Source organism: Microbacterium maritypicum MF109 (assembly GCF_000455825.1).
Lineage (GTDB): Bacteria > Actinomycetota > Actinomycetes > Actinomycetales > Microbacteriaceae > Microbacterium > Microbacterium maritypicum_A.
In genome coordinates, this window is the sequence record NZ_ATAO01000146.1 from 38954 (window position 1) to 56180 (window position 17227).

The following is a 17227-nucleotide window of genomic DNA, read 5'->3' on the forward strand; positions in this document are numbered from 1 at the left end:
TAGTTCGTACATCGGACATTGGCCAGGGGTTGTCCACAGGGGGTCGGGGCAGCGGTCGGCGATCTCCTACTCTGCGGGGATGGATATCCGACTCGCCCTCGTCGTCCTCGTGCACGGTCTCCTGCTGGGCGTCGGGACCTGGCTCATCGTGATCGACGTCCGCACACACCGGCTCCCGAACCGCATCGTGCTGCCGACGCTCGCCTCCCTGATCGGACTCGGCGCGATCGATGCCCTGTGCACGGGGGAGAGCGGGCCGTTCCTCCGTGCCCTCCTCGGCATGCTGCTGCTCGGCGGCTTCTACGCGGTGCTGCGGGTCATCAGCTGTGCGGGGATGGGTGGGGGAGACGTGAAGCTCGCCGCCGTCATCGGCCTGGTGCTGGGGTGGCACGGCTGGCAGGCACTGGCGGTCGGCGCGGCAGCGGCCTTCGTGCTGGGGGCGCTCTACGCGCTCGTGCTCATCCTGCTGCGAAGAGCGGACGGTTCCACCCGCATCGCCTTCGGGCCGTGGATGATCGCCGGCGCCCTTCTCGGCGTCGTCCTCGGATGACGCCGCCCTCGGAGGAATCCGCATGCCTCGCCCGGATACCGCACCGACGGCGCTACCCTGAGCACATGGCACTCGCACGGCTTCACGGCGGCCCGCTCGACGGGCAGATCATCCCTCTCGGCGACGCGGACGACAAGCTGATCGTCCCCTACAGCGAGACGCAGGTGGTGTACAACCGCCGAGGCGGACCGCAGAACACCGGCCCGAACGATGGGCCCACCGAGGTCGACTACTGGTTCGACGAGTCTCTCGAGGACCTCACGCTCGACGATGACTGAACCGTCCCGTACGGTCGAGGTCGAGCGCAAGTACGACGTCGATCTCGAGACGCCGCTGCCGCACTGGGACGCGATCCCCGGAGTCGACACCGTCACCTCCGGCGAGGAGCGCATCCTGGATGCCCGGTACTTCGATACCGCTGACGGTGCTCTCTCGCAGAGCGGCGTGGCGCTGCGTCGTCGCACCGGCGGGCCCGATGAGGGCTGGCATGTGAAGGGTCCGCGGCAGGGTGACGGGCGACTCGAGATCGGCTGGCCGCTGGGCGAGGGCGATGAGCTCCCGCCCGCCGTCGCAGAGACCGTCTCGGAGTGGACGAGCGCACCCCTCACCCCGCTCGCACGCATCGAGAACGACCGCACCGCCTATCTGCTCACGGGCCCCGGCGGGATCGTCGCCGAGTTCGTCGACGATCGGGTGCGCGCCACCGACCTGCGTCAGAACGTGCAGCGCGAATGGCGGGAATGGGAGATGGAGCTCGGGCCCGCGGCGCCGTCCGATGACGCGGGGCGTGCCCTGTTCTTCGACGCCGTGGAGCAGGCCGTCCGCGCAGCCGGAGGCCGCGAATCGGCATCCGGCTCCAAGCTCGCGCGGGCGCTCGGCTTCTAGGGCAGGCCGCGGTCGCGCGCAACCCCTTCCCCCGGGACGGTGCGCAGTGCTTGAGTGACACCATGAGCCGACCGCCTGTGCTTCGATCGCTGCAGACGATCGTCCCCGACACCGTTCTCGTCCAGGAGCAGGTGCGTGATGTCTTCGCGCAGCAGCCCGACCTCGGGAGGCTGGCGCAGCGCATCGTCACGACGTCCTTCAACGTCTCAGGGATCGACGCCAGGCACACGGTGATCGATGAGCTGTCGCTCGCATCCGACACGACCGATCCCGTCTTCTTCGACCGGCGAACCGGGAGGCTGCTCGCCCCCGGCACCAAAGTACGCAACGACCTCTACACGCGTGAGGCCACGCGGCTGTTCGTCGAGGCTGCGAGGCGAGCGATCGGGGCCGACCCCGATCTCGGGCCCGCCGATGTGACGCATGTCATCACGGTCTCCTGCACCGGATTCCATGCCCCCGGCCCGGAGTACGAGATCGTCCGCGCCCTCGGGCTGTCCGATGCGGTGCAGCGTTTCCACCTCGGCTTCATGGGCTGCTATGCGTCCATGCCGGCGCTCCGCGCAGCGAGTCAGTTCTGCGCGGCGGACGAGAACGCGGTCGTCCTGGTCGTGAGCGTGGAGCTGTGCACGCTGCATCTGCGCTCCTCGGAGGACCCCGACACGATCGTCGCCTCGTCCCTGTTCGGCGATGGTGCGGCTGCCGGAATCGTCACGGCCCGCGGCCTTCCCTCTCCTTCGACCGGGCTGCGCCTTGACTGCTTCCACACCGCGATAGCGCCGGAGGGCGAGAAGGACATGGCCTGGACGATCGGCGACACCGGATTCGAGATGATCCTCTCCACCGCGGTTCCGCAGATCATCGGCGAGACGATCATCGGCGCCCTCCGTCCGCTCTATGCCGCGGAAGAGAGTCTCGGCGAGGCCTTCGAGGCCGGCAGCGTGGGGGAGGTGGTCGAGCACTGGGCGATCCACCCCGGTGGGCGCAGCATCCTCGACAAGGTGCAGGAGCGGTTGCACCTCAGTGACGCGCAGCTGCACCCGGCCAGGGAGGTGCTGCGGCAGAACGGAAACATGTCCAGCGCGACCGTGCTGTTCGTCCTCAAACACATCCTGGAGGAGGAGGGGGCGAGGGCAGGAGACCGGGTCTCTGCGATGGCGTTCGGCCCGGGGCTCACCGCCGAGAGCGCGCTGATGACCGTCGTCGCCTCGACCGAGTCATGAGGCGGTCCCTCGCCACGCGGGACGTCGGCGCCCGCGAGCTGATGGACGATCCGCACGCCGATGCGCGCAAGCTGGCCCGGACCTACGGGCGGTTCGGGTTCGTGAACGCTCTGGTCTCCCGCCCTGGAGCCTTCTACCGTCGTGACATCCGGCCTCGGGCTCTGCGCTCCCGGTCGTTGCGGATCCTGGACGTGGGGGCGGGCGGGGGCGACCTCTGCCGTCTGCTCGCCCGGCGATTGCGTCATGAGGGGCTCGACGCCGAGATCACCGCTCTCGACGTCGACGAGCGGGCGATCCGCTGGGCATCGGCGCACGATCGCGGCGCCGGCATCCGGTATCGCCGCGCCCTCACGACCGAGCTGGTGGCGGCGGGCGAGACCTACGACGTGGTGCTGTCGAACCACGTGCTGCACCATCTCGACGACGCCGAACTCCGGACCGTGCTCAGCGACTCCGTGCAGCTCGCGGCTCCAGACGGCTTGGTATCCCATCACGACATCGCCCGCAGCCGCACGGCTCATGCGCTGTTCGCCGCGGCGACGTGGCCGGTCTCCGGAACTCTGCTCGCGGACTCGTTCATCCGCGAGGACGGCCTCATCAGCATCCGCCGTTCGTACACGGTCTCCGAGCTCGCAGCGATCGCCCCGAGTGGCTGGATCGTCAGCGGGGGTGTGCCCGCTCGTCTGGAACTGCGGTGGGAGAGAGACCGTGCCCGACCATGACGTCCTGATCGTGGGAGCGGGGCCCGTCGGGCTGCTGCTGGCGTGTCTGCTGGTGCAGGAGGGGAGGCATGTCGCTGTGTGCGAGCGCCGTACGGATGCGGATGAGCGGACCAGGGCGATCGGGATCCACCGTCCGGGGCTGGAGGCTCTGGATACCGCGGGCATCGGTGACGCGGTGCGGGCGGAGGCGCTGCGCCTCGACGGCGGCGAGGTGCGCAGTCGCCGCCGGACCCTGGCAACTCTGACGTTCGGGCAGGATCACCCGATCCTCATCCTCCCGCAGCCGCGGACCGGCGCGCTGTTGCGCGCACGCCTGCAGTCGCTCTCCCCCGAGTCGCTGCTTCTCGGACACGACGTGCGGGGCGTACGGCAGAACGCGGATGCCGTGCAGATCGCATGCGCTTCCCCCGACGGACCGCACGAGCTGTCGGCTTCCGTGGTGGTCGTCGCGGACGGCGTGCGCAGCCGACTCCGTGACCGGATCGACGCCGGGTGGCGCCGCCGTCTCGGACGGGCCTCCTATGCGATGGTCGACCTCGCCGATGCGACACCCGACGCGCGCGCCGTGCTGCACTGCGAACCGGAGGGACTCGTCGAGTCGTTCCCACTTCCCGGTGGACAGCGCCGGTGGGTGGTGCGGGAAGCGGAGGGCGGAGGTCTGCGCAGCATCGAGGAATTCTGCGCGACCATCGAGACGCGCACGGGAATCGCCGTCGCCCCCGCGGCGGACGCGATGCCGACGTCATTCGTCGCCGCGCAGCACGCGGCGAAGCGACTGCAGCGCGGGCGGCTGGTGCTCCTCGGCGATGCCGCGCACGAGATCAGTCCGATCGGCGGGCAGGGGATGAACCTCGGGTGGATGGATGCCGTTCGCCTCGCCACCGCCCTCGCCAGGACGCTGCCGAGTCGGGCGCCCGACCTGTCGGGATATGAACGGCATGCGCGCAGATCGGCCTCCCGGGCGCAGCGCCGCTCGGCGTTCTACATGTCGATGGGCGCTCCCGCTCCCCGGACGGTCGTGCGTGGACGGGAGATGCTGATGCAGGGGCTCGGATCGGCACCGCTGCGCGGATGGACGACCGGCCTCCTCACCATGCGCGGCCTCTGACGGCCTCGGAGACGCACGAAGGCCCGATCCGCTGTCCGCGGACCGGGCCTTCGTGAGGAGTCTCGATCAGAAGTTGATCATGTGACCGGCGAGGCCGTGGAAGCCCTCCTGCAGCGCCTCCGACAGCGTCGGGTGGGTGTGCACGTTGCGGGCCAGCTCGAGAGCCGTCAGGTCCCACTTCTGGGCCAGCGTCAGCTCGGGGAGGAGCTCGGAGACGTCGGGGCCGATCATGTGTGCGCCGATGAGCTCGAGGTGCTCGGCATCGGCGATCAGCTTGACGAAGCCGACCGGCTCGCCCAGGCCGTGTGCCTTGCCGTTCGCCATGAACGGGAAGGTCGCGACCTTGATCTCGCGCCCCTCGTCCTTGGCCTGCTGCTCCGTGAGACCGAACGACGCGACCTGCGGGGAGCAGAACGTCGCGCGCGGCATCATGCGGTAGTCGCCGAGCGTCTGGGTCTCGGCTCCGCCGATAGTCTCGGCGGCGACGACGCCCTGCGCCTCCGCCACGTGGGCGAGCTGCAGCTTGGCCGTCACATCGCCGATCGCGTAGATGCCGTCGACGTTGGTGCGCATGTGGTCATCGATGTCGATCGCGCCGCGCTCGGTCAGCTTCACGCCGGTGTTCTCGAGTCCGAAGCCCTCGATGTTCGGGGCGAACCCTACCGACATGAGGACCTTGCCGGCCTCGATCGAGCTCTGCTGGCCGTCCTTGCCGGTGTATGTGACGGTGACCGAGGAGCCGTTGTCGACGACCGACTCGACCTTGGTCGAGGTGAGGATGTCGACGCCGTAGTTCTTGTACTGCTTCGTGATCTCCTTCGACACGTCGGCGTCCTCGTTGGGGAGCGCACGGTCGAGGAACTCGATGATCGTGACCTTGACGCCGTAGTTCGTCAGGACGTACGCGAACTCCATGCCGATGGCGCCGGCGCCGACGATGACGATCGACTCGGGCAGCTCACGGGTCATGATCTGCTCTTCGTAGGTCACCACGTTCTCGCTGAGCGTGACGCCCGGGAGCAGGCGGACCTTGGAGCCGGTGGCGATGATGACGTTGTCGAAGGTGACCTCTTCGGTCGTGCCGTCGGCCTTGGCGACCGAGATCGCCTTGGGGCCGGTGAAGGTGCCGCGACCGTTGTACTCGGTCACCTTGTTCTTCTTCATGAGGAAGTGGATGCCCTTGACGCGGCCTTCGGCCACCTCGCGGCTGCGATCGAAGGCCTTGCCGAAGTCGATCGTGAACTCACCGGAGATTCCGAAGAAATCAGCCTTGTGATTCAGGGTGTGGGCGAGTTCCGCGTTCTTCAGGAGTGCCTTGGAGGGGATGCAGCCGACGTTGAGGCAGACACCGCCCCAGTACTTCTCCTCGATGATCGCGGTGGAGAGACCGAGCTGCGCGCTGCGAACCGCAGCGACGTATCCGCCAGGACCTGCACCAAGGATGACGACGTCGTAGTGTGGCATGCCTTAAGCCTATCGCTCGGAGGAGGGGTCGGAATCGGTCCGGGGGCCTCCGCCGCGGCGGCTCATGACGATCCAGACGACCACGCCGGCGACGACGAGCACGGCGACGATCACGACCACCCAGATCCAGGCGGACCCGTCGGCAGAATCGCCGGATTCCGTCACGGTCGTGGCCGTGGGGGCGGGGGCTGCCGTCTGCTCGGCCGTCGGCGGCGTCGTGGTCGGCGCGGCGCTGGGTTCGGTCGTCGCGGCGCTTTCGTCGCCGACGGTGACGGTGAAGGAGTACTCGCCCGACGTGGGGTGCCCGTCGCTGGAGACGACCTTCCAGATCACGTGGTAGGCGCCGGCCGGCCCCGAGCCCGTCAAGGGCTGCGTGACGATCGCGCCGTCGACGGTCGCCGGACCATCGGTGATGGTGGCGCCGGACGGATCGGTCACGACGACCTCGGTGGCGCCTTCGCCGCCGATCAGCTTCGCGTTGAAGGTGAGCGTCAACGCGGCGGGAACGACCTCGACCGACTCGTCTGCCGCCGGCGACGACGACACGAGTGCGTCGTGCGCAGAGGCGGAGAGAGGGGAGAGGAGCACGAGAAGGGCGGCGAGCAGGGTCGCGGCGAGGGCGATCGGGGCGGCCGAGCGGCTCAGAGCTTTGGTCTTCACGAGTACAGCCTATGAATCCTCGGTATGGGGTGGCTGAGTGTGGAAGCGGCCTCCCGCGACCGGCTCGGCATCCGTTAGTCTGGACAACCAGGAGGGCACAGTGACTGACAGCGACAGCCGACCGGCCGGAGAAGCCGCGATCCACCGTTCCGGTGAGCAGAGACACGACGTTACGCAGACGTTCGGGCACGATTCCGATCTGTCGTTCGTGCCGTTCGGAGTGGAACTCACCGACGTCGAGCAGTCGGCGATCGCCGCGCTGCCTGCGGGATCGGCGCTTCTGCTGGTCCGCTCCGGCGCTCTCGCCGGAGCCCGGTACCTCCTCGACACCGACGTGACGACCGTCGGCCGTCACCCCGAGGCCGACATCTTCTTCGACGACGTGACGGTCTCGCGCCGGCATGCGGAGATCACGCGCGCGGGGTCCACGTTCGAGATCATCGACCAGCGTTCGCTCAACGGGACCTACGTCAATGGCGAGCGTGTCGATCGCAGCACCCTGGTGGACGGTTCCGAACTCCGCGTCGGCAAGTTCCGTCTGAACTTCTTCGCCTCTCCGCACGACCGCCCGGCGGCGAACGCCTGATGGCGGCCTCTCCTGCCCGCGAACGCTCTGCGTCCGCGGGTCTGTTGAGTATCGGTCAGGTGCTCGCAAGGCTCACCCCGGAATTCCCCGACCTGACCTCCAGCAAGCTGCGCTTCCTCGAGGTGCAGGGCATCGTCACCCCCTCGCGCACCGACTCCGGCTATCGCAAGTTCTCGGCGTCCGACATCGAGCGCCTCCGGCTCGGACTCACGCTGCAGCGTGATCACTACCTTCCTTTGAGCGTCATCCGCGAACAGCTCGACGACGTCGACGCCGGGGGAGACGCGACTGCTCTCGTGCCCCCGCCGTCGATCACCCCGGCGCCCCGCCGGTACCGCCGCGACGAGCTCCTCGCCGCGGCCGGAGCAGGCCCGCAGCTCCTCAACGACGCCATCAGCACCGGCGTCATCACCGCTCAGGAGAGCTACCCCGAGGCGACGGTGACGCTGCTTCGCGGTCTCGTCGGCCTGGACCGCCACGGCATCGAGCCGCGGCACCTTCGTTCGCTGCGTCAGGGCGCCGAGCGCGAGGTCGCCCTCATCGAATCCGCCATGTCCGCGCTGCTCCGCCGGACCGATGCGGCCTCCCGAGCGAAAGCCAGCGAGCTCGCTCCCGAGCTCGCCACGCGCATCGACGAAGTGCGCTCGCTCTTCGTCAAGGATGCGCTCTCGCGCGTGCTTTCGTAACGAACTGATTGCGACACACCTTCGCCGCGGCACGGATGTGATTGCTGGTGCCCAGGCACTGCTCTACCGTGGAAGATAACCGTTCCAGGGAGGATTTCAGATGAATGCGGATGAGCTCACAGGCGACCCGCGGTTCGTACCCGAACTCCTCTTCACCGACGGCCTTCCGGCCATGGATGACGAGGTCGGCTACCGTGGTGCGGTCGCTGCTCGTGCCGCCGGCATCACCTATCGTCAGTTGGACTACTGGGCTCGCACCGAGCTGGTGGAGCCCACCGTCCGAGGCGCGAGCGGCTCGGGTTCGCAGCGTCTCTACGGCTTCCGCGACATCCTCGTCCTCAAGCTCGTGAAGAGCCTTCTCGACACCGGCATCTCGCTGCAGCAGATCCGCACCGCCGTCGAGGAACTCCGTCGCGCCGGCATCCGCGATCTCGCAGGCACCACGCTCATGAGCGACGGCGCCTCGGTCTACCTCTGCACGTCGAACGACGAGGTCATCGACCTCGTCAGCCGCGGTCAGGGTGTCTTCGGAATCGCCGTCGGCAAGGTGCTCCGTGAGGTGGAGTCGACGCTCGTCGCCTTCGATGCCACCGCTCCGGACCCTGTCGACGAGCTGTCCGCGCGTCGCACCAAGCGTTCCGCCTGACGTCTCACGTCATACAGAAAACGGCCGTCCTCGAAGAGGGCGGCCGTTTCGCTGTGCGCGTCGGGAGGGTCAGCTCTGCTGACCGCTCTCGGGGACGGGGATGCGACCGGTGCGGATGATGCGGTCGAGCAACTGGTCGAAGTCGGCGGCGAGCTCCTGGGCGGAGTCTCCGGGCCAGATGTGCAGCGGCTTGGCGGCACCCTGAGCCTGCTGCAGAGACGTGCGCTCGGGCAGCTGAGGGGAGAGCACGAGCGGCCCGAACATGTCGCGCAGCTCCTTGATGCGGAACTGGTGCTCGATGGACTGGGGGCGCACGCGGTTCACCACGATGCCGAGCGGCTGGAGCCGGGGCGAGAGTCCGCGTCGGATCTCCTCGATCGCGCGGAGGGCGCGGTCGGCTGCGGCGACGGAGAAGAGGCCGGGTTCGGTGACGACCATGACACGGTCGCTCGCAGCCCACGCCGTGCGGGTCAGCGCGTTCAGGGACGGCGCGCAGTCGACGAGCACGAGGTCGTAGTCGGCTTCGACGGAGGCGAGGGCCTCTTCGAGCTTCCACACGTCGCGCACACTCGGGTGCGGGCCGTCGAAGTTGATCGCGGAGGGGCTGCCGATGAGCACGTCGATCGTGCCCGGGTGCACCTTCGCCCAGCCGCTGGAGGTGATCGCCTGACGGACGACCTTCTCCTTCGGGTTCGCCAGGACGTCGGCGATGTTGAGTCGTCCGGCCACCTGGATGTCCATCCCGGTGGAGACGTCGGACTGCGGGTCGAGGTCGACGACGAGAGTCCGGACGCCTCGGGCGAAAGCCGCTGAGGCCAGCCCGAGTGTCACGGTCGTCTTGCCGACGCCTCCCTTGAGAGAGCTGACGCTGAGTACGTGCACGGAGACCACGTTACCTTCCCCTAGGCTGGGGGAACACTCAGCCCCGCCCCATGCGCATCGAAAACGCTGCGCATCGAGCTCCCAGAGGTGTGCATGTTCCAGAAGATCCTTGTGGCGAACCGCGGCGAGATCGCGATCCGTGCCTTCCGTGCGGCTGTCGAAGTGGGAGCGCGCACCGTCGCGGTGTTCCCGCATGAGGACCGCGGCTCCGTCCATCGGCTCAAGGCCGATGAAGCCTACGAGATCGGTGAGCGCGGGCATCCGGTGCGCGCGTACCTGAATGTCGACGAGATCATCCGCGTCGCACTCGAGTCGGGGGCGGACGCGATCTACCCCGGATACGGCTTCCTCTCCGAGAACCCGGAGCTCGCCGAGAAGGCGGCGGCGAACGGCATCGTGTTCATCGGCCCGCCATCGAACGTGCTCGAGATGGCCGGAAACAAGGTCGAGGCGAAACGCCATGCGATCGAAGCCGGTGTCCCGGTCCTCCGCTCCACCGAGGCATCCGATGACGTCGAGGCGCTGGTCGCCCAGGCGGAGGAGATCGGATTCCCGTTGTTCGCCAAGGCCGTGGCCGGTGGCGGAGGCCGCGGGATGCGTCGTGTCGAGACGGCCGGGGACCTCGCTCCCGCTCTGGCCGAAGCGATGCGAGAGGCCGAGAGCGCCTTCGGCGACGCCAGGATGTTCCTCGAGCAGGCGGTCGTGCGCCCGCGCCACATCGAGGTGCAGATCCTCGCCGACAAGACCGGCGAGACCGTGCACCTGTTCGAACGTGACTGCTCGGTGCAGCGGCGCCATCAGAAGGTCGTCGAGATCGCACCGGCGCCGAACCTCGACGACAGCGTGCGCACCGCTCTGCACGGGTACGCCGTCGCCTTCGCCCGCTCCATCGGGTACGAGAACGCCGGGACGGTCGAGTTCCTGCTCGAGACCGCGGGGGAGCGCACCGGCGAGGTCGTCTTCATCGAGATGAATCCGCGCATCCAGGTCGAGCACACGGTCACCGAAGAGGTGACCGACGTCGACCTGGTGCAGAGCCAGATGCGCATCGCCTCGGGCCAGACCCTCGCCGAACTGGGACTGCAGCAGGAGAACCTGCATCTGCGCGGTGCCGCACTGCAGTGCCGGATCACGACGGAGGACCCGACGCAGGGCTTCCGCCCCGATACCGGCAAGATCACGACCTACCGCTCTCCCGGGGGCGCCGGGATCCGTCTCGACGGCGGCACGGTCCATCAGGGCGCACAGATCAGCCCCCACTTCGACTCCATGCTGGCGAAGCTCACGTGCCGCGGGCGTGATTTCCCGGCAGCCGTCGCCCGCGCCCGTCGTGCCCTCGCCGAGTTCCGCATCCGCGGTGTCTCGACCAACATCCCCTTCCTCCAGGCGCTCCTGGAGGACGACGCGTTCATCGCCGGCGACGTCAGCACGTCGTTCATCGACGAGCGGCCCGAGCTGCTTCGCGGTCGCGTCTCTAAGGACCGCGGCACGAAGCTCCTCAACTGGCTGGTCGACGTCACGGTGAACAAGCCCCACGGCGTGCACCCCGGTGTGGTCGACGCCGTCACCAAGCTTCCGTCGATCGATCTGACCTCGGAGCCGGTGCCGGGTTCGCGTCAGAAGCTCCTCGAGCTGGGGCCGGAGGGCTTCGCCCGCAGCCTTCGTGCGCAGACGGCGCTGGCGATCACCGATACGACGTTCCGCGACGCGCACCAGTCGCTTCTGGCGACGCGTGTGCGCACGAAGGATCTCGTCGCTGCCGCACCGTATCTCGCGCGGCTCACTCCTGGACTCCTCTCGGTCGAGGCATGGGGCGGTGCGACCTACGACGTCGCGCTGCGCTTCCTGGGCGAAGACCCGTGGGAGCGCCTCGACAAGCTCCGTGCCGCTCTGCCCAACGTGGCGATCCAGATGCTCCTTCGTGGGAGGAACACCGTCGGCTACACGCCGTACCCGACGGCGGTGACCGAGGCATTCGTCGCGGAGGCCGCCGCCAGCGGCGTCGACATCTTCCGCATCTTCGACGCACTCAACGACGTGGAGCAGATGCGTCCGGCGATCGAGGCCGTCCGCAACACCGGGACCGCGATCGCCGAGGTCGCGCTCTGCTACACCGGCGACCTGCTCGACCCCGCGGAGGACCTCTACACCCTCGACTACTACCTGGGCCTTGCGGACCAGATCGTCGAGGCCGGCGCGCACATCATCGCGATCAAGGACATGGCGGGTCTGCTGCGTCCCGCCGCCGCTGCCGCACTCGTCACGGCGCTCCGCGCGCGCTTCGATCTGCCGGTCCATCTGCACACGCATGACACCCCCGGCGGTCAGCTCGCGACGCTCCTCGCCGCCAGCGCCGCCGGCGTGGATGCGGTGGACGCCGCGTCGGCGCCGCTGTCCGGAACCACGAGTCAGCCGTCCTTGTCGTCGCTGGTCGCGGCCCTCGCCCATACCGAACGCGACAGCGGCATCTCGCTCGACGCCGTCTCCGACCTCGAGCCGTACTGGGAGGCGGTGCGTCGCCAGTATGCGCCCTTCGAGTCCGGGCTTCCCGGTCCCACAGGCCGTGTGTACCACCACGAGATCCCGGGCGGACAGCTGTCGAACCTCCGGCAGCAGGCCAAGGCGCTCGGCCTCGCCGACGACTTCGAGCTCATCGAGGACATGTACGCCGCGGCCGACCGTATCCTCGGCCGTGTGCCCAAGGTGACGCCGTCGTCGAAGGTCGTCGGCGATCTCGCCCTCCACCTCGCGGCGGTGAAGGCGGACCCTGCCGACTTCGAAGCCCATCCCGAGAAGTACGACGTCCCCGATTCGGTCGTGGGCTTCATGGCCGGCGAGCTCGGCGATCTTCCCGGAGGATGGCCGGAGCCGTTCCGCACCAAAGTCCTCGCCGGGCGCTCCGTGCGTAAGGGTCTCACCGCGATCACTGCAGACGACGAGGCGGCACTCGGCGGGACCAGCGCCGAACGGCGGACGCGACTCAACACGCTGCTGTTCCCTGCGCCCAGTGCGGAGTTCGCGGAGCGTCGCGAGCTGTTCGGCGACCTGTCGGTGCTCGACACGAGCGACTACCTGTACGGCCTCGTCGCCGGCCAGGAGCACCAGATCGAGATCGATCGCGGGGTGCGGTTGTACGTCGGGCTCGAAGCCATCGGCGACGCGGACGACAAGGGGATGCGTACCGTGATGACGACGCTGAACGGACAGCTCCGCCCGGTGTTCGTCCGGGATCGCTCCATCAAGGTCGATGCGATCGAGGTCGAGAAGGCCGATACCTCCGTCCCCGGTCAGGTGGCGGCTCCGTTCTCCGGCGTCGTCACTCTGAAGGCAGAGGTCGGAGCCGTCGTCCGGGCCGGCGAACCCGTCGCCTCCATCGAGGCGATGAAGATGGAGGCGGCCATCACCGCCCCCGTCGACGGCGTGGTCGAGCGCCACGCGATCGCCGAGACGCAGCAGGTGGACGCCGGAGATCTTTTGGTCGTGATCCGTCCGGCGCACTAATCTTGTGCGGGCGAGGGCCGCGCATGCGTGCGCACCCGAGGCTCGCGCAGGCTTGGAGCGACATCGTGACACCGAAGAACACCACCGACCCCGAGGAGAACTCGCTGGGGGTGCTCGACGAAGCCGCGTCTCTCGACACGGCCGGCATCGGCATCCTCGGCGGGACCGCTCAGGTCAGCGTGACCCTTCCCCGAAACGAGGAGGATGACCTCGTCGACGACGGCGTCGTCGACGGCGAGGTCATCGGCGACCTCGTGATCGATCAGGTGCCTGCCGTGGAGCAGGTCCCGAAGTCCGGGACGAAGGGGAAGACGAAGACGCTGCCGAAATCGCAGACCCGTCCTGTGACCCCATCGGCGAACGCCGCCGCATCCGCGCCAGTCTCCGGATCGGCCCCCGTCGTCGAACCGGCGGAGGAGCCGGCGGCCTCCTCGAACGTCGAGCCCACAGTCGGGTCGACCGTGGAACCTCCCGTCGTCACGGGCGTGATCGACGAGGCGCCCGTCATCGACGAGGCGCCCGTCATCGATGAGGCACCCGTCATCGATGAGGCACCCGTCATCGATGAGGCACCCGTCATCGATGAGGCGCCCGGCACGGAACGGATCGTGATCGAGGTGACCGCACTCGATCCGGTGATCCCCGTCGACGATGTCGTCGTCGATGCGGTCGTCGTCGATGCGGTCGTCATCGATGAGCCGGACTCTGAGCCGGTCGCCGACGATCTGGAATCCGCCGAGGGGCGGGCTGCAGAGGAAGCCGCGGCCGCCCGGTTCCTCTCCCAGGCTCGATCCGAGATCGAGACGACTCCTCCTGCACCGGCATCCGCCGTGCGGGCGTCCGCTGAGAAGGAGACCACCACCGTGTCCACCCCAGAAGAGAGGCCCGTCGTGGCGAAACCGGCTCGCCCGGCGGCCCGCACGGACGTGACGCTCACCTCGAAGCGCCTGGACGATCTGGGCGAGTCCTCACGCGAGTCCGCCGATCTGCTCACCGCCGACCGGTTGCTCGACCCGCACCGGATCGCGAAGCCGGAGCCCGAGGGGGCATGGAGCCACTTCCTCTACGCCGTCTCCGGTCGTCGCATCAACATCGGCGACGGCCGTCGTGCGCGGGAGCGCAAGGCCCTCTCCGCGCGGATCGCCGCACCGCTCGCGGGGGGAGCGCGCTTCGTGCCCGTACTCTCCCGCAAGGGCGGGGTGGGCAAGACCACGATCACGGCGCTGCTGGGCATGGCGTTGGCCGACGCTCGGGAAGATCGCGTGATCGCCGTCGACGCCAACCCGGATCGCGGAACACTCGCCGAGCGCATCGTGCGTCCGCATCACCGCAAGTCCGTGCGCGACCTCGTCCGCATCCACGATGACGTCAAGGGATACCACGACATCTCCGCCATCGTGGCGCGCGACGCGACACGCCTCGACGTCCTCGCCTCCGATGCCGACCCGCGCATCGCCGAGGCCTTCAGCGACAGCGACTACCGTGACGTGGCCGGCGTGGCGGCGCACTACTACTCGCTCGTCCTCACCGATACGGGAACAGGGATCGTCCACTCGGTGATGTCGGCAACTCTCGATCTCGCCGACCAGGTCGTCATCGTCTCGGGGCTGAGTGTCGACGAGGCGCGCCTCGCATCCGAGACCCTCACGTGGCTCGAGACCAACGGGTATGCCGAGCAGGCGCGCGAGGCAATCGTGGTCCTCAACCAGTCCACGCCCGGGACGCCCCTCGTGCGGCTGAACGAGTTGCAGGCGCACTTCGGCACACGTGCACGGAGTGTCGTGCGGGTCCCCTACGACCCGCAGATCGCCGGGGGTGGCACGATCGTGTTCGCCAACCTTCTGCCCGAGACCCGCATCGCCGCCCGAGAACTCGCGGCATTGCTGGTCGAGGGCCTGCGGGCCAGGGCCGCCTGATGGCCGTCCGTGAGATCCGCATCTTCGGCGACCCCGTCCTGCGTACGGTCTGCGCCCCGATCAAGGTGATCGACGACGGGGTCCGGGCACTCGTGGCCGACCTCGTCGACACCGTCGAGCTGCCGGGGCGCGCGGGAGTCGCGGCGCCGCAGATCGGCGTCGCTCTGCGTGCCTTCAGCTACAACATCGACGGCGACATCGGCTATGTGCTCAACCCGGTGCTCACCGAGGTGCGCGGTGAACCGGTGCCGACGGGGGAGGGCTGTCTCTCAGTCCCGGGACTCTGGCACGACGCGCAGCGCCATCCCTGGGCGCGCGTCGAGGGGATCGATCTCGACGGCGACCCCGTAGTGCTCGAGGGGGACGGCCTGCTCGCTCAGGCGCTGCAGCACGAGACCGATCACCTCGACGGCAAGCTCTTCCTGACCCGGCTCGATCCGGAGGTCCGCAAGGTCGCCATGCGCGAAGTGCGGGAGAGCTCCTGGTTCTGACGCCGGACTGATGAAGAAGGGCCCCGCGCGTGCGGGGCCCTTCTTCATCGGGGGGATCGGGTCAGCCGCCGATCGGGACATTCGTGGTCGCGACGGGCTCGTCGTAGATCGCGGCGATCTCGTCGGCGAAGTCGTTCATGATGATGTTCCGCTTGATCGAGAGCTTCGGGGTCAGGTGCCCCGAGGCCTCCGTCCACTCGGAGTCGAGGATCGTGAACTTCCGGATCGACTCGGCTCGCGAGACGCGTGCATTGGCGGCATCGACCGCGCGCTGCACTTCGGCCCGGACGGCCGCGTTCTTGGACGCGTCCACGAGCGACATGGTGGCCTCGAGGCCGTTGTTGGCGAGCCAGGTCGGAAGCATCTCGGGATCGAGCGTGACGAGCGCCGAGATGAACGGACGCTGGTCACCGACGACCACGACCTGACCGATGATCGGATTCGCGCGGATCGGGTCCTCGAGCGCGGCCGGAGCGACGTTCTTGCCGCCGGCCGTGACGATGATCTCCTTCTTGCGCCCGGTGATCGTCAGGAAGCCCTCGGAGTCGAAGCTGCCGATGTCGCCGGTGTGGAACCAGCCGCCCTCGCTGAAGGCCTCGGCCGTCGCCTCGGGGTTGTTCCAGTACTCCTTGAACACGTTGATGCCGCGCACCTCGATCTCGCCGTCGTCGGCGAGGCGGACGCCGACGCCGGGGAGGGCGGGGCCGACCGTCCCGATCTTCGACTTGTCCGCCAGATTCACCGTGGCGGGCGCGGTCGTCTCCGTCAGGCCGTAGCCCTCGAGGATCACCACACCGAGGCTGTGGAAGAAATGGCCGAGCCGCGAGCCGAGGGGCGCGGAGCCCGAGACGGCGTAGACGACATTGCCGCCCATGGCCTCGCGGAGCTTGCTGTAGACGAGCTTGTTGAACAGGGCGAACTTGAGCTTCATCCCGAACGGGATCGGCTTGCCCGCTTCGAGCAGCTTGGAGTGCTCGATGGCGACGTCGGCGGCGGCACGGAAGATCTTGCCCTTGCCGCCAGCTTCGGCCTTCTGCTCCGCCGAGTTGTACACCTTCTCGAACACGCGGGGGACAGCGAGGAGGAACGTCGGTTTGAACGAGCCGAGCGCCGGAAGAAGCTGGCGCGTATCGGGCTGGTGACCCGTGCGCACTCCCGCATGGACGTCGAGGATCGAGATGAACCGTGCGAACACATGGGCAGTCGTGATGAAGAGGAGGGTGGAGGCTCCCGGTGTCTGGACGACCTCGTCCAGAGCCTTGGCGGAGTTCCGGGAGAGCTCGACGAAATTGCTGTGCGTGAGCACGCACCCCTTCGGGCGCCCCGTGGAGCCGGAGGTGTAGATGAGCGTGGCGATGTCGGATCCGACCGCAAGGGAGCGCCGGCGTTCGATCTCGGCATCGGCCACGGAGGCGCCCTGGGCGGTCAGGGTGTCGATGGCGCCCAGGTGCAGCTGCCACACCTCGCGGATCAGCGGGAGGTCGCCACGGACCTCGTCGACGCGGGCGAAGTGCTCAGGCGACTCCACGATGAGCGCGATGGCACCGGAGTCCTCGAGGATCCACTGGATCTGAGAGGGCGAGCTGGTCTCGTAGATCGGCACCATCACGGCGCCGGCGTAGAACAGCGCGAAGTCGACGAGCGTCCATTCGTACGTCGTGCGCGCCAGGAATCCGACCTTCTCGCCGGGCTGGATGCCGGCGGCGACGAAGCCCTTCGCGAGGGCGGTCACGGCCGTCTGGAAGTCGGCGGCCGAGATGTCTCGCCACCCCTCTCCCTCCGGAACCGAGAACAGCGCACGATCCGGAGTGGCTTCGACGCGCTTCACCAGCAGGTCGGCGACGTTCGCGTCGGGATCGGCGGGGACGATCGCGGGGACTTCAAACTGGACCACGGCAGCTCCTTCG

General features: G+C 68.5%; 16 protein-coding genes. 12 read left to right on the forward strand and 4 right to left on the reverse strand.

All coding sequences use genetic code 11. From position 1 onward, the window contains the following. Positions 1-79: 79 nt before the first annotated feature. The 6 genes from L687_RS29000 (at position 80) to L687_RS29025 (ending at position 4488) form a co-directional block, all read left to right on the forward strand. A complete protein-coding gene (locus tag L687_RS29000) occupies positions 80-550 on the forward strand; it encodes a prepilin peptidase (RefSeq protein WP_021199308.1) in 471 nt (156 codons plus the stop codon). Positions 551-615: 65 nt separating this feature from the next. Beyond that, entirely contained in the window at positions 616-828 is a 213-nt protein-coding gene (locus tag L687_RS29005) for a hypothetical protein (RefSeq protein WP_021199309.1), read from the forward strand. Next, positions 821-1435 (forward strand): CYTH domain-containing protein, encoded by a 615-nt coding sequence (locus tag L687_RS29010; protein ID WP_021199310.1) that lies wholly within the window; start codon positions 821-823, stop codon positions 1433-1435. The genes L687_RS29005 and L687_RS29010 overlap by 8 nt, the downstream gene beginning before the upstream one ends. Positions 1436-1497: 62 nt before the next feature. Then, positions 1498-2658: a type III polyketide synthase gene (locus L687_RS29015; protein WP_031207069.1), complete on the forward strand. Its 1161-nt coding sequence runs from the start codon at positions 1498-1500 to the stop codon at positions 2656-2658. After that, positions 2655-3380, forward strand: a complete 726-nt coding sequence (locus L687_RS29020) for a methyltransferase domain-containing protein (RefSeq protein WP_021199312.1) — start codon at positions 2655-2657, stop codon at positions 3378-3380. Before L687_RS29015 ends, L687_RS29020 begins: the two co-directional genes overlap by 4 nt. Further along, on the forward strand, positions 3367-4488 hold the full coding sequence (locus L687_RS29025) for an FAD-dependent oxidoreductase (RefSeq protein WP_021199313.1): 1122 nt from the start codon (positions 3367-3369) through the stop codon (positions 4486-4488). The genes L687_RS29020 and L687_RS29025 overlap by 14 nt, the downstream gene beginning before the upstream one ends. Before the next feature lie 66 nt (positions 4489-4554). On the opposite strand, the gene lpdA is transcribed toward L687_RS29025, so the two are convergent. Together lpdA and L687_RS29035 are read right to left on the reverse strand one after the other, a co-directional pair. Continuing rightward, positions 4555-5952: a dihydrolipoyl dehydrogenase gene (lpdA, locus tag L687_RS29030; RefSeq protein WP_021199314.1), complete on the reverse strand. Its 1398-nt coding sequence runs from the start codon at positions 5950-5952 to the stop codon at positions 4555-4557. A 9-nt stretch (positions 5953-5961) separates the two neighbouring features. Next, positions 5962-6612: a copper resistance CopC family protein gene (locus L687_RS29035; protein ID WP_021199315.1), complete on the reverse strand. Its 651-nt coding sequence runs from the start codon at positions 6610-6612 to the stop codon at positions 5962-5964. Between the two features lie 100 nt (positions 6613-6712). Here L687_RS29035 and L687_RS29040 point away from each other — a divergent pair, with 100 nt between their 5' ends. From L687_RS29040 to L687_RS29050, 3 genes are all read left to right on the forward strand, one after another. Further along, positions 6713-7198, forward strand: a complete 486-nt coding sequence (locus L687_RS29040; protein ID WP_021199316.1) for an FHA domain-containing protein — start codon at positions 6713-6715, stop codon at positions 7196-7198. After that, positions 7198-7884 carry a transcriptional regulator FtsR gene (gene ftsR, locus L687_RS29045; protein WP_021199317.1) on the forward strand — a complete coding sequence of 229 codons (687 nt, stop codon included), beginning with the start codon at positions 7198-7200 and terminating at the stop codon, positions 7882-7884. Before L687_RS29040 ends, ftsR begins: the two co-directional genes overlap by 1 nt. A 100-nt stretch (positions 7885-7984) precedes the next feature. Then, on the forward strand, positions 7985-8530 hold the full coding sequence (locus tag L687_RS29050) for a MerR family transcriptional regulator (protein WP_021199318.1): 546 nt from the start codon (positions 7985-7987) through the stop codon (positions 8528-8530). Positions 8531-8599: 69 nt separating this feature from the next. Here L687_RS29050 and L687_RS29055 read toward each other — a convergent pair whose 3' ends face one another. Then, the gene (locus tag L687_RS29055; protein WP_029258366.1) at positions 8600-9412 is read right to left on the reverse strand and encodes a ParA family protein; all 813 of its coding nucleotides are present in this window, start codon (positions 9410-9412) and stop codon (positions 8600-8602) included. 93 nt (positions 9413-9505) lie between these two features. Between L687_RS29055 and L687_RS29060 the strand changes: the two genes are divergently transcribed. From L687_RS29060 to def, 3 genes are all read left to right on the forward strand, one after another. Beyond that, positions 9506-12913, forward strand: coding sequence for a pyruvate carboxylase (locus L687_RS29060; RefSeq protein WP_021199320.1), 3408 nt, complete (start codon positions 9506-9508; stop codon positions 12911-12913). A 65-nt stretch (positions 12914-12978) separates the two neighbouring features. After that, positions 12979-14829, forward strand: coding sequence for a MinD/ParA family ATP-binding protein (locus tag L687_RS29065; protein ID WP_031207072.1), 1851 nt, complete (start codon positions 12979-12981; stop codon positions 14827-14829). Continuing rightward, on the forward strand, positions 14829-15320 hold the full coding sequence (def, locus tag L687_RS29070) for a peptide deformylase (protein WP_021199322.1): 492 nt from the start codon (positions 14829-14831) through the stop codon (positions 15318-15320). Before L687_RS29065 ends, def begins: the two co-directional genes overlap by 1 nt. A gap of 61 nt (positions 15321-15381) precedes the next feature. Here the strand turns inward: def and L687_RS29075 are convergent, their stop codons facing one another. After that, positions 15382-17214: an AMP-dependent synthetase/ligase gene (locus L687_RS29075; RefSeq protein ID WP_021199323.1), complete on the reverse strand. Its 1833-nt coding sequence runs from the start codon at positions 17212-17214 to the stop codon at positions 15382-15384. Between the last annotated feature and the right edge of the window lie 13 nt (positions 17215-17227).

What these genes read in the sequence shown, in the direction of transcription:
- L687_RS29015 (WP_031207069.1), top strand. Translation starts at nt 1,498, where the DNA reads ATGAGCCGACCGCCTGTGCTTCGATCGCTGCAGACGATCGTCCCCGAC.
- L687_RS29060 (WP_021199320.1), top strand. Translation starts at nt 9,506, where the DNA reads ATGTTCCAGAAGATCCTTGTGGCGAACCGCGGCGAGATCGCGATCCGT.
- L687_RS29005 (WP_021199309.1), top strand. Translation starts at nt 616, where the DNA reads ATGGCACTCGCACGGCTTCACGGCGGCCCGCTCGACGGGCAGATCATC.
- L687_RS29010 (WP_021199310.1), top strand. Translation starts at nt 821, where the DNA reads ATGACTGAACCGTCCCGTACGGTCGAGGTCGAGCGCAAGTACGACGTC.
- L687_RS29000 (WP_021199308.1), top strand. Translation starts at nt 80, where the DNA reads ATGGATATCCGACTCGCCCTCGTCGTCCTCGTGCACGGTCTCCTGCTG.
- L687_RS29020 (WP_021199312.1), top strand. Translation starts at nt 2,655, where the DNA reads ATGAGGCGGTCCCTCGCCACGCGGGACGTCGGCGCCCGCGAGCTGATG.
- lpdA (WP_021199314.1), bottom strand. Translation starts at nt 5,952, where the DNA reads ATGCCACACTACGACGTCGTCATCCTTGGTGCAGGTCCTGGCGGATAC.
- def (WP_021199322.1), top strand. Translation starts at nt 14,829, where the DNA reads ATGGCCGTCCGTGAGATCCGCATCTTCGGCGACCCCGTCCTGCGTACG.
- L687_RS29050 (WP_021199318.1), top strand. Translation starts at nt 7,985, where the DNA reads ATGAATGCGGATGAGCTCACAGGCGACCCGCGGTTCGTACCCGAACTC.
- ftsR (WP_021199317.1), top strand. Translation starts at nt 7,198, where the DNA reads ATGGCGGCCTCTCCTGCCCGCGAACGCTCTGCGTCCGCGGGTCTGTTG.